Annotated in this window: 10 protein-coding genes; 9 read left to right on the plus strand and 1 reads right to left on the minus strand. The window is 65.1% G+C overall.

The features are described from left to right. Positions 1 to 114 precede the first annotated feature (114 nt). The 9 genes from NZK81_RS07115 to NZK81_RS07155 all read left to right on the plus strand — a co-directional run bounded on the left by NZK81_RS07115 (position 115) and on the right by NZK81_RS07155 (position 10,794). Positions 115 to 1,332 carry an Rv3169 family protein gene (locus NZK81_RS07115; RefSeq protein WP_260045304.1) on the plus strand — a complete coding sequence of 406 codons (1,218 nt, stop codon included), beginning with the start codon at positions 115 to 117 and terminating at the stop codon, positions 1,330 to 1,332. Between the two features lie 7 nt (positions 1,333 to 1,339). Next, positions 1,340 to 2,317 (plus strand): phosphotransferase family protein, encoded by a 978-nt coding sequence (locus NZK81_RS07120; protein ID WP_260045307.1) that lies wholly within the window; start codon positions 1,340 to 1,342, stop codon positions 2,315 to 2,317. Positions 2,318 to 2,506: 189 nt separating this feature from the next. Continuing rightward, positions 2,507 to 4,051 carry a hypothetical protein gene (locus NZK81_RS07125; protein WP_260045309.1) on the plus strand — a complete coding sequence of 515 codons (1,545 nt, stop codon included), beginning with the start codon at positions 2,507 to 2,509 and terminating at the stop codon, positions 4,049 to 4,051. Next, on the plus strand, positions 4,052 to 4,558 hold the full coding sequence (gene accB, locus NZK81_RS07130) for an acetyl-CoA carboxylase biotin carboxyl carrier protein (RefSeq protein ID WP_260045311.1): 507 nt from the start codon (positions 4,052 to 4,054) through the stop codon (positions 4,556 to 4,558). It begins immediately after the preceding gene. A gap of 2 nt (positions 4,559 to 4,560) precedes the next feature. Next, positions 4,561 to 5,919: an acetyl-CoA carboxylase biotin carboxylase subunit gene (locus NZK81_RS07135; RefSeq protein WP_260045313.1), complete on the plus strand. Its 1,359-nt coding sequence runs from the start codon at positions 4,561 to 4,563 to the stop codon at positions 5,917 to 5,919. Between the two features lie 4 nt (positions 5,920 to 5,923). After that, entirely contained in the window at positions 5,924 to 7,381 is a 1,458-nt protein-coding gene (locus tag NZK81_RS07140) for a pyruvate carboxylase (protein WP_260045315.1), read from the plus strand. 28 nt (positions 7,382 to 7,409) lie between these two features. After that, positions 7,410 to 8,957, plus strand: coding sequence for a class I adenylate-forming enzyme family protein (locus tag NZK81_RS07145; protein WP_260045317.1), 1,548 nt, complete (start codon positions 7,410 to 7,412; stop codon positions 8,955 to 8,957). Then, entirely contained in the window at positions 8,954 to 10,183 is a 1,230-nt protein-coding gene (locus NZK81_RS07150; RefSeq protein ID WP_260045319.1) for a thiolase family protein, read from the plus strand. Before NZK81_RS07145 ends, NZK81_RS07150 begins: the two co-directional genes overlap by 4 nt. After that, the gene (locus NZK81_RS07155; protein WP_260045321.1) at positions 10,180 to 10,794 is read left to right on the plus strand and encodes a DUF5134 domain-containing protein; all 615 of its coding nucleotides are present in this window, start codon (positions 10,180 to 10,182) and stop codon (positions 10,792 to 10,794) included. Before NZK81_RS07150 ends, NZK81_RS07155 begins: the two co-directional genes overlap by 4 nt. Here NZK81_RS07155 and surE read toward each other — a convergent pair whose 3' ends face one another. Then, complete coding sequence (gene surE, locus NZK81_RS07160; RefSeq protein ID WP_260045323.1) at positions 10,795 to 11,553, minus strand: 5'/3'-nucleotidase SurE; 759 nt, start codon at positions 11,551 to 11,553, stop codon at positions 10,795 to 10,797. Positions 11,554 to 11,790: the final 237 nt, after the last annotated feature.

Below are 11,790 nucleotides of genomic sequence, written 5' to 3' on the forward strand. Positions count from 1 at the left end.
TTGGCTAGACGAAATCGTCGGACACTTCTAGGATGATTGCAGAGATGAGCGCTCGATGACAGCGTGTTCGCCTTGCCCTCAAGGGGGCAAATGCGGTCCAAAAGGGAGAGTATCATGACTGCGTACGACGGTTTCGGTGGCAATCAGCCGGTGAAGTTCATCCGCAACGAGATGGAAGACATCGGGATGCTGACCGCGCTCGACGAACTCTTGAACCACCAGATCGTCGATACGCACGCCACGGTGTCGAGTTCGGAGCAGAGCTGGACCGAGAAGATCTGGAGCGCGATTGTTCGCAAGGACGGAACCCTTGCCATCGATTTCGGCCTGGGCCGTTATCACAACCGCGGCGTGCTCGATGGCTGGGCTGCGGTCTCGCGCGGTTCCGAGCAGTGGACTGTGCGCGCCAACCGCGAGCTGCGCGACGATCCCTCGATCACCCAGGTGGGGCCGCTGCGCTACGAGATCCTCGAGCCGCTGCGCAAGGTGCGCTATGTGTGCGAGAAGAACGACGCGCAGCCCATCGCCTACGACATCGTCTTTACCGCCGAGATGCCGCCGTTCTTCGAAAATCGCCACAAGCAGCGCGAGAAGGACGGCTTCCGCGTCGGCTCGGACGTCATCCGCTACCACCAGATCGGCGTGCCCTCGGGCTGGGTCGAGATCGAGGGCGAGCGGATCGAGATCAAGCCCGAGGAATGGACCGAATACCGCGACCACAGCTGGGGCACCCGCCTCGACGTGGGCGCACACAACGCCGACGTGAAGCCCACTTCGGACTTCGGTGACGTACGCTTCGGCGAGGGCGAGTTCATCCTGGTGTGGAGCCCGTTCATGCTGGTGAAGCCGAACGGCGAAAAGTACGCCTACCACTTCTATTTCCAGTCCAAGCAGGGCCGCATCTTCTATTCGTCCGGCTATCTCAACCACGACGACGGGCGGCAGGAAGCCGTGGCGCGCGTGCGCCCGGAACTGCGTTACGATGACGTGACCCGGCGTCTGCTTGGCGGGCAGGTGCATTTCGACATGCTGCAGGGCGGCACGCATACCGTGAACGTGGAAGTCATGGGTACGTCGGGCGTGCACCTCGGGCCGGGGCTCTACCTCGGTTTCGACGGGCGCAAGCACGGCTCCTGGCATGGCCCGCTCACGATCGAGGGCGAGAAGTTCGAGAACACCCTGGATCGCGGGACGCTCGAGCGTATCCGCCAGCTTCGCGATTGCCCGATCCGCGTCACCGAAGGCGATGCGGTGGGCTATGGCATCATGGAAACCATCATCCACGGCGAGCATCCCGAACTGGGCCTGACCGCCGCCAACTCGCTGGTCTGAGGGCGTCATGGCACGCGACACCCGGCAACTGGCCGAAGGCCTGCGCAGCTGGCTGGATAGGGGGGAGGGCGTGACCGGCGTCAAGGTCCTCTCCGCTGGCCACTCCAACGAAACCTACCTCGTCGAAGGCCTGAACGAAATCCTCCGCATGCCGCCTTCGGAAGAAGGGCTGCTGCCGCCCTATGACATGGTGCGCCAGCATCAGGTCATGTCGGCGGTGGAGCAGCATTCGGCCGTGCCGATGCCGCCGATGCTGGAGCTGTGCACCGATCCGGCCGTGCTCGGCGATCCGTTCTTCCTGATGGGGGCGGTGCAGGGCGAGGCGTTCGAATACGCCGTGCCGGAGTGGCTTGCCGCCGACCCCGTCGAAGGGGCTGACGCGGTGTGTCGCCAGTGGTTCGACGCCGTCGCCGCGCTCCACACGATGGACCCGGCGCTGATGCCGCCTGGCGGGCGCAGCGTGTCAGAGGAAATCGCCTACTGGCTGAAGGTGGCGCGCGAGGCGGAGGCCATGCCGGCGCTGATCAGGGTGCTGGAAGACCTCGACGCCAGTCCGCCGCGCACGACCGGGGCGGCCACCCCGGTCCACGGCGACCCCAAGCACGGCAACTGCATGTGGGACAAGGGCCGGCTGACAGTCCTGCTCGATTGGGAAATGGCCCAGATCAGCGAGCCGATGCTCGACCTGGGCTATATCCTCATGTTTCACGGCCAGGGCGAGGCGTCGCTGGCGGATGCCGGGTTCGACTTGCCCGGCTGGTGGTCATGGGATCGCATGGTCGCCGAATGGGAGCAGCGCACCGGGCGTACCGCGGTGGACGTGATGCGCTATGCGGTGCTGGGCCAGGCCAAGGTTTCGGCCATCATCTCGGTGGGCGCACACCTGTTCCGCACCGGACGCATCAAGGACCCGCGCTTCGAAGGCTTCGCCATGGTGCTGCCCGCGTATGTCGGGCTTCTGGAAAACCGGGCTATGGCCGCCTGATCGCCAGCAATCGCGAGGACCTGCGCAAGCGGCGGGCACTTGGATCGTCGGGACGGAAAACGACAAGCTAATCATTTTCGTCGAACGATATTGATCAACAAATGCTTGCGACCCGGCCCGGTTCTGGTAGACTGCAACGAGAAGAACAAAGCCCCGACCGGGCTGATCGATGGAGAGGGACCGGTTCCCATGCTTGATTACGTGCGCCTGCTGGAAGCGAACAACGCGATCCAGTCCATCGGCGATGACACCTACTGGCTCTGCGTCACGCGCACGGTGCAGGAATCCAAGCTGTTTCCGGTGCCCTCGTACATGCTGATGTCGTACCTGTGCTGCTACTACCGCTATCCCGAACTCCTCCGGAAGATCGAGAGCACGGTGAGCGCCGAGGAACTGGGCGATCGCAGCCGCGCGATCGGTGGCAAGCTGGGCAGTCTGCCGGGCTGGGGTCTGCCCACCTTCTACCTGATCGGCCGCGAGATCCTAATCAATTTCGGCATGCTGACCCCTGCCGACAACGCCGAGGACGTGGCCTATGTCATGGACTTCTGGCGCCGCTTCAAGCTCGCCCAGCAGCGCGAGGACGGCCATCTCAACGCGCGGGAATTCGGCCAGCGGGTGCAACTGCTGCCGCAACGGCGCATCCAGCGCTTCCACGCGGACCTGCTGCGCTGCAAGACGGGCGATCCGCTCCATGGTGCGGCACAGGCGTTCCTCGCGGCGGTGTCGCAATACGGCTTTCTCGTCTCGTGCGAGAGCCGCTGCACGCTCAACAATTCCGGCCCCTACAAGCTGGGCGAGGATCGCGAGATGATCGTGCGCGAGTTCACCGATCTTTCGCGCGGGGACTATCCCTGGCTCGACGGGATCGGCGACGTGATCCCGTACAACAACCTGACCGTCACGATGGAGGCGACGGGCTGCCATTTCTACCTGATGGACGACTGGGGCAGCTTCGAATCCAAGCCGGAATTCACCGCGGAGGCGCTGACCGGCGTTGGCCTCTACACCTCCGATGCGCTGAGCGATGGCTTCGAGCCGGTTGGAATGGGCTCGGTGGAAGAGCTGACCGCGACTTTCGAGGACCTGACTGAAAAGGTGCGCACGGCCACGGTCGAGCTGTGGAAGAAAATGGCGGGCTGGACGCGTGACCAGATGATGGACGCCGGAGCGATCGTGTATTTCTCGCTGATCAAGGACCTGGCGCACCTCGCCGGTGTCTACGAGGCGGACGACTGGATGAAGATCGATCCGCGCGCGGATCGCTTCCGCAACCTGTTCAACGACCAGTTCGGCCGCGATTTCCTGGGCGAGATGGTGGGGCTGGTCAGCCTGCCGAGCCAGCAGCTGCACGAATACGCGATGATGCGGCACACCAACCAGCCCCGGCGCTATCTCTCGCACATTCCCTACTCCGTGCTTGACGGTGCGCCGCAGGCCGAGCGGCTGGAGCCGATCGGCGAGGGCGTGCTGCACTTTGCCGAGAAGCAGGGGACCTATCGCACTACGCGCGGCATGCTGGAGCTTGCCGAATACAACCGGTGCGCCGCCGAAATGGCGCCGCTGCAGATGGAGCCGGGCATGCGGTTCCTGTGCGACACCGCGATCAAGTGGGCGCCGCCCGGCGATGCCGCGGTGGAGCGCATCACACGGGATGAATGGCGAAACAGCGAGGTTCTGCGCGATGCGCCCGTGAACCTGACGCGCGAAGAAATCGAACGGCGGAGGCGCTAAGTGACGGGGAAGAACGAACTCACCGATATTGAGCAGTTGCTCGCCGAATTCGAAGCATCGGATCTTGCCGAACTGCAGGTTCGGCACGGCGACTTCGAAATTTATCTATCCAAGGATTCCAATGCTGCAGGGCTTGGCGGTGGTTCCGCGGCCCAGCCTGCCGCGCGGATCACCGGGACGGCTTCGCCCGTCATTCCCGCGCAGCCTGCCGAAAACTCGGCCAGGGCATCTGCGCCGGCACCGGCGGCCAGCGATATTCCCGATGGCGCCGTTCTGGTGAAGGCACCCTACCTTGGCACCTTCTACCGCGCGCCAAAGCCCGGTGCACCGTCCTTCGTCGAAGTGGGGCAGGCGGTTTCCGAGGAGACCGAACTGTGCCTTGTCGAGGTGATGAAGCTGTTCACCGCCGTGCGGGCCGGGGTCAGCGGCACGATCCACGCCGTGCTGGCGGATGACGGTGCGATGGTCGCCGCCGACCAGCCGCTCTTCGTCGTGGTTCCGGCCTGACCATGGGCATCAAACGCGTATTCGTCGCCAACCGGGGTGAGATTGGCCTTCGCATCGTGCGGGCAGCCCACGCGCTCGACATCGAAGCGGTTATCGGTGTGTCGGACGCGGACAAGGCGGGGCTTGGCGCGCGCGAGGCGGACCGGGCCGTGGTGCTGGGGCCGGGACCTGCAGCCAAGAGCTACCTTGATGCCAGGCTGGTGGTGCAGGCCGCGCTTTCCAGCGGGTGCGACGCCTTGCACCCGGGGTACGGCTTCCTGTCCGAGCGGGCCGAGCTTGCGCGCCTCTGCGCCGATCACGGGATTGCCTTCGTCGGCCCTGATGCGGACGTCATCGACGCCCTGGGCGACAAGCTCAGGGCGCGCGAGATGGCGCGCAACGCCGGCGTGCCGCTGGTGCCCGGCACCGACGAGATCGCCAGCGCCGCCGATGCGGTGAAGGCCGCGGATGAGATCGGCTACCCGGTCCTGCTCAAGGCCTCCGCTGGGGGTGGCGGCCGCGGCATGGTGATCGCGCGCAATGCCGCCGAAGCCGAAGCGGGCTTTGCCAAGGCCAGTGCCGAGGCGCTGGCGGCCTTTGGCGACGGCACCCTGTTCATGGAGCGCTTCGTGCCCGAGGCGCGCCATGTCGAGGTCCAGCTGATGGGCGATGGCGAGGGCGGCGTGCTGCACTTCGGTGAGCGCGATTGCTCGGTCCAGCGCCGCTACCAGAAGCTGGTGGAGGAAGCGCCCTGCGCGGCCATGCCCGATCACTTGCGGGCAAAACTGCACAAGTCGGCCTGCGATCTGGCCGCCAGCGTGAACTACCGCAACGCCGGAACCGCCGAGTTCCTGTTCGACGTCCAGCGCGAGGAGTTCTACTTCATCGAGGTCAACGCGCGCATCCAGGTCGAGCATCCGGTCAGCGAGATGATCTCGGGCGCGGATCTCGTGCAGGAGCAGCTTCGCATCGCCGGCGGCGGCAAGCCCAGCTTCACGCAGGACCAGATCGGCCTGTCCGGCCACGCCATCGAGATCCGCATCAACGCCGAGGACTGGACGCGGGACTTCATGCCGGTGCCGGGCACCGTCTCACGCTGGAAGGTGCCCGAAGGTCCAGGCGTGCGGCTCGACAGTCACATCCACGAAGGCGCGGTGATCCCGCCTTATTATGACAGCATGGTGGGCAAGCTTATCGTGCACGGCGCGAACCGCGCCGAGGCGGTCTCGCGCCTGCAGGACGCAATCGCGGGCTTCGAAGTGGAAGGCGTGCCCACCACGCTGCCGTTGCACGCGAAGATTGTCAGCCATCCCGATTTCATCGCCAATCGCATTCATACGCGCTGGCTCGAACAGACCGTCCTTGCGGACGGTGCGGAGTAGACCCATGGCCCATATCAAGTTCCTCGACGAAACCATGCGCGACGGCCAGCAGAGCCTGTGGGGCATGAAGATGCAGGCCGGCATGGCCCTGCCAGTGACGCCGATCATCGACCAGACCGGCTACGAGACGATCTCGCTCGCCGGCTCGTCGCTTCACGAGGTGCTGATCCGCAAGTGCAAGGAAGATCCCTGGGCCGGGCTCGACATGCTGGTGAAGTCCATGCCCGAGACGCCGCTGCGCGCGGGCTGCCGGTCGAATGGCTCGGTGACGTTCGGCTTCACGCCCGATGCGCTGATGGACCTGTGGGTTGAACGCCTGTGCGTGCACGGCATCCGCAGCTTCTGGCTCTACGATGTGCTCTTCAACATCGACAAGATGCATCGCCTGGCGAAGATCGCGAAGAGCCACGGCTGCAAGGTGGCGGGCACGATGCTGTTCACGCTCTCGCCGGTTCACACCGACGAATACTATGCCGACAAGGCCGACAAGCTCTCTGCGCTGCCCGAGGTGGACAGCCTGCTGCTCTACGATACCGGCGGCGTGCTCGACCGCGAGCGGATTTCGAAGCTGGTGCCTGCCATCGTCGCCAAGTCGCGCGGAAAGCCCATCGAGATGCACGCCAACAACATGCTCGGCCAGTCGGCGAAGAGCTACATGGACGCGATCGAGTTCGGCGTGACGGTGCTGCACACCGCAGTGCGCCCCATGGCCAATGGCCCCTCCATCCCGTCGATCGAGATCATGACGAAAAACGTCGAGATGATGGGCCATACGCACAACATCGACGTGAGCAAGCTGAAGCCCGTGGCCGATCATTTCGAGCGGGTAGGCAAGGCGGCCGGCTACCTCGTCAACCAACACTTCGAGTACGATGTCACCGCGCTGCGTCACCAGATTCCGGGCGGCATGATGGGGACCCTGAAGACGCAGCTGAAGGAGCAGAACATGGAGGAGAAGCTCCCCGAGGTTCTGGCCGAGGTCGCGCAGGTGCGGCGCGAGCTAGGTTATCCCGGCATGGCGACGCCGTTCGCGCAGCTGGTGGGTACTCTGGCGGTGCTCAACATCGTGACCGGCAAGCGCTATTCGGTCGTGCCCGACGAGGTGATCCAGTACGCGGCGGGCTTCTACGGCGAGCCGGTTGCGCCGATCGATGCCGACGTGATGGACCGGATCATGGACAAGCCGCGCGCGAAGGAAATCATCAGCCATCCGCCCGAGCAGCCGGACGTTGCCGAACTGCGCCGCCGCCACGGCACGGGCGAGGACGACGACGAGCTGATCCTGCGCGCGCTCGTGCCCGCTTCGGACATCGAGCAGATGCGCAAGTCCGGTCCGCCGGCGCGCGATTACCCGACTTTGTCCTCGCCGGAACTGGAGCAGGTTTCGCGCCTGATGAAGGTGGCACATACGCCGTTCGTGCAGCTGCGCTCCGAACAGCTCGACCTGACGATGCGACGCTGAGCGCCGCGCTGACGAGGAGGGCTAGGCGATGCGGATGATCGACTTCTTCGACCGGGGTGTGCGGATTGCCGGTGACCGGCCCTGCCTTGTCACCGATACCGAGACCCTGACCTACCGCGAAGTGGACGCGCAAGTCCGGGCGATCGCCAACATGCTGATCGCCGACGGCTTCGCGCCGGGCGCGCATGCGGCGGTGCTGAGCGGCAATTCGGCCATCGCCTTCGAGGCGGTGCTGGGCATCCTGCGCGCGGACGGGGTCTGGGCCATGGCCAACCACCGTGCCGGGCTTTCCGAGAACGCCTACCTGTTCGATCTCCTCGACATCGACACTGTATTCGTTTCGCAGGAAGTGGCGGACCGGGTGGCGCCGCTGCGCGCGCAGTGCCCGCGCATCCGGCGTTTCATCGCGCTCGATGGTGAGATCGAGGGTTGCGACTATGCGCTTTCGGACCTGGCGATGGACACGGGGCCTGTGCCCCAGCGGCGCGAAGGACGCGATGACGAACTGGCTTTCCTGGCCAATACCGGCGGGACGACCGGTCGCTCCAAGGGTGTGATGCTGAGCAACGGCAACTGGCAGGCTCTGGTGTCCAGCCTCGTGGCTTCCATGCCGATGAAAACCGCGCCGGTGAACTGCGTGGCGGCCCCCATGACCCACGCGGCAGGCCCGCTGGCGCTGGCCAGCATGGCGCTGGGCGGGACGGTCGTGGTCTTGCCCCGCTTCGAGCCGGGCGCGGTGCTGGAGGCGATCGAGCGCCACCGGGTGACCTACATGTTCCTGCCGCCCACCGCGATCTACATGCTGCTTGACCATCCCGGGGCCGGGAATTTCGACCTCTCCAGCCTGGAGTATGTCTCCTACGCCGGCGCGCCGATGGCGCTGGAGCGGCTCAAGCAGGCGATCCGCGTGCTGGGCCCGGTCATGAACGCCAGTTTCGGGCAGACGGAATCGCCGATGTGCGTCACCGCGATGCCGCCGCACGAGCACCTGAACGCAGACGGGGAACTGGCGCATCCGGGCAGTTGCGGGCGTCCCAACCTGCTGTCCATCGTCGAGATCATGGACGACGAGGGCAATATCCTCGGGCCCGGCGAGCGTGGCGAGATCGTGGTGCGCGGGCCGCTGGTCATGCAGGGCTACTACAAGAATCCGGAGGCGACCGAGGAAGTCTCGCGCTTCGGCTGGCACCACACCGGGGATATCGGCGTGCGCGACGAACACGGCTGGTTCTATGTCGTCGACCGCAAGAAGGACATGATCATCTCTGGCGGCTTCAACGTCTATCCGGCCGAAGTGGAGGATGCGCTGCTGGCCCATCCCGACATTGCACAGTGTGCCGTGATCGGCGTACCGCACGACAAGTGGGGCGAGGAAGTGATCGCTTTCGTCGAAATGCACGCCGGGAGCGAACTCGACGAGGCGGCGGTCTGTACGTTCATGCGCGAACGGGTCGGTCCGGTTAAGACGCCCAAGCGCATCAGCGTGGTTGCGGCGCTGCCACGGACAAACGCCGGGAAGATCAGCCGGGCCGAGTTGCGCAAGCCCTTCTGGGAAGGCCGGGAGGCGGCGATATGAGCGGGCATGCCTATCTCGTGGGCGTGGGCATGACGCCCTTTGGGCGCCATCTCGATCGCACGCACAGCGATCTGGCGCAGGAGGCCGTGAGGCTGGCGCTTGGCGATGCGGGCATCGGTGCCGGGGAAATCGACAGCACGGTCTATGCCACGGTGGTGCAGGGCTTCTTCGCGGGCGAGATGTCGATCCCCAGCCAGTTTGCGCTGCGCCCGCTTGGCATTTCGGGCGTTCGCACCCTGACGGTGGAAGCGGCTTGCGCCAGTTCGACCATCGGCCTGCATCAGGCCGTGCAGCAGGTTCTTGCCGGGGCCAGCGACGTGGCTCTCGTCGTTGGTGTGGAGAAGCTGTTCAGCCGCGATCGCGACAAGAAGTTCGCCGTGTTCCAGCAGCCGCTCGATATCGCCGTCGCGCAGGAGTACGTCAGGGCAACGCGCAGCCTTGTCGAGCCTGCCCCTGAAGGCTTTGACCAGCCCGGCCCCAATGCCCTGATGGATGCCTATGCCGCGCAGGCGCGACTGCACATGAAGACCTATGGCACAACGCGTGCCCAGATCGCGGCGGTCGCGTCCAAGAACCACATGCATTCCGTGCACAACCCGCTTTCACAATATCGTGAGCCGATGACGGTGGAAGAGATCCTTGCCGCGCCCAACGTGTCCTGGCCGCTGACGGTGCCGATGTGCGCGCCGATCAGCGATGGTGGCAGTGCCGCCGTCGTCGTGTCGGAGGGCGTGGCGAGACGCATCGGCCTCGCGCGCGCGGTCAGGATCAGGGCCTGCGATTCCCTGACCGGACAGGACCGCGCGCCGGACGACTATGCCAACCACGTGACGCGCCTGGTCGCGCGCAAGGTGTTCGACCGTGCCGGACTTGGTCCGCAAGATTGCCAGCTTGCCGAAGTGCACGATGCCAGTTCGATCGGCGAGATGCTGCAGGTGGAAGCCATGGGCCTGTGCCCTCCAGGCGGTGCGGGGCCGGCTGCGGAAGCCGGGGAGCTGTCCCTGGGCGGGCGCATCCCCGTCAACGTGTCTGGCGGCCTGGTGTCCAAGGGGCACCCGCTGGGCGCGACGGGGCTCGGTCAGATCCATGAACTCGTCACCCAGCTTCGCGGAGAGGCCGGCGCACGTCAGGTGAACGGCGCACGCATTGCCGTCGCCGAGAATTCCGGCGGGTTCTATGGAGTCGAGGACGGCATGTCTGCCGTGACCGTGCTGGAAAAGGCGTGATAGCATCGGTCCCGCTGACGGCGCTTTATGCCGCCGCCGCGGGATTGAGCCTCTTCGAATGGCGCCGTGCGGGCCAGCACGGGCGCAGTTACCTCGACAATGCCGAGGCACACGCCGCACATGTCGTGATGAACGGTGCCATGGCTGTGATGGTGGCGCCATTCTATGGCACTGTCGCTGAACGCATCCTGTTCTGGGTGCTTGCCCTCGGCACGATCATGCTTCTTGGGCGCATGGCGTTTTCGACCTGGCGGCGCGACAATCGGGCGGCCGGAAGCGCAGCCTACCACGCGCTGACGATGGCGGCGATGGTCTATGCCATCATCCTCATGCCGGCAGGTCTCATGGCGCTGCGCGATGGGCTGGTCATCTGCGGCGATGGCGCTGGCGGGGTCATCTCCAAGCCATGGCCGGTTACCGCGCTGGGCGGGGTGTTCACGCTCGATGCGCTGGCGACGGCAGGGGGTGTCCTGTTCTTTCCGGCGCGCGTGCTGGCCGCGGATTCCGGGGTGCCTGCCGGATCAATCGGGGTCTCGCGCATAGTTTCGCTACGCCTCGCCGCCATTCCCCATGTCATCATGGACATGGGGATGGCGGCCATGCTGCTCTGATCAGAACAGAGTTTGCATGCGCTCGTGCGCAAGGCGGTCTGTCATGTCGAGGCGCAGCGGGGTGACGGAGACCTCGTTGTCGAGCGCGGCCTGCAGGTCGTTGCCCGGTTCGTTGCCGCCTTCGGGGAAGTTGATCTTGATCCACCAGTAAGGAACGTGGCGCTCGTCGACGCGGCCCACCGGGCGGAAGGCGCCTTCCGGCCGCTGGCCCAGCGTGGTCACGCGGATGCGGCTCACGTCCTCGGGCGGACAGTTGGGGAAGTTGACGTTTACGAACTGTCCGGGCGCCCACTCCATGTCGAGCAGCGGGCCGAGCACTTCAGGCGCATACCTGGCCGCGGTCGGCCAGTGGATCGTGCTTTTGTAGCGGATGATCTGGCTCAGCGCGATTGCCGGAATTCCCAGGACCGCGCCTTCCATGGCGGCCGAGCAGGTGCCCGAATAGGTCACGTCCTCGCCCAGGTTCGGGCCGCGGTTGATGCCCGAGAGAATGATGTCCGGACGCTTGCCGGGGATCAGTTCGTGGATGCCTAGCAGCGCGCAGTCGGTGGGTGTGCCGCGCACGGCCCAATGCCGTTCGTCGCGCTGGCGGATGCGGATCGGGTGGTTGATCGACATCGAATGCCCTGCGCCCGAACGTTCTTCGTCGGGCGCGACGACCCAGACATCGTCGGTGAACATGCGCGCCACCTTTTCAAGCAGGACGATCCCGTCGCCGTCGATGCCATCGTCATTGGTGATGAGAATACGTTTGCCCATGACTCGGTAGCCTTCCTTCCCAGCAGAATTTTGTGATTTCTCGCTTGAAGGGAATTGCATTATCGGTCAATATCGTCAAACGATTTTGATGAAGCTTGTTGCTGAGGGTGGTTGTGCAGGGCGGTGACAAACCAGGCCAATGGAGCGCCGGCGATTTGCTGAGCGCGGCGGTGTAAAAACCAGCCATTGGATAAGGTTGTTCCTTTTGGAGCGGCCAGGGATGTTTGCCGTGGAGGT

This window comes from Novosphingobium mangrovisedimenti (assembly GCF_025153475.1).
In the GTDB taxonomy this organism is placed as follows: Bacteria; Pseudomonadota; Alphaproteobacteria; order Sphingomonadales; family Sphingomonadaceae; genus Novosphingobium; species Novosphingobium mangrovi_A.

What these genes read in the sequence shown, in the direction of transcription:
- NZK81_RS07115 (WP_260045304.1), top strand. Translation starts at nt 115, where the DNA reads ATGACTGCGTACGACGGTTTCGGTGGCAATCAGCCGGTGAAGTTCATC.
- NZK81_RS07145 (WP_260045317.1), top strand. Translation starts at nt 7,410, where the DNA reads ATGCGGATGATCGACTTCTTCGACCGGGGTGTGCGGATTGCCGGTGAC.
- NZK81_RS07120 (WP_260045307.1), top strand. Translation starts at nt 1,340, where the DNA reads ATGGCACGCGACACCCGGCAACTGGCCGAAGGCCTGCGCAGCTGGCTG.
- NZK81_RS07125 (WP_260045309.1), top strand. Translation starts at nt 2,507, where the DNA reads ATGCTTGATTACGTGCGCCTGCTGGAAGCGAACAACGCGATCCAGTCC.
- NZK81_RS07150 (WP_260045319.1), top strand. Translation starts at nt 8,954, where the DNA reads ATGAGCGGGCATGCCTATCTCGTGGGCGTGGGCATGACGCCCTTTGGG.
- surE (WP_260045323.1), bottom strand. Translation starts at nt 11,553, where the DNA reads ATGGGCAAACGTATTCTCATCACCAATGACGATGGCATCGACGGCGAC.
- NZK81_RS07140 (WP_260045315.1), top strand. Translation starts at nt 5,924, where the DNA reads ATGGCCCATATCAAGTTCCTCGACGAAACCATGCGCGACGGCCAGCAG.
- NZK81_RS07135 (WP_260045313.1), top strand. Translation starts at nt 4,561, where the DNA reads ATGGGCATCAAACGCGTATTCGTCGCCAACCGGGGTGAGATTGGCCTT.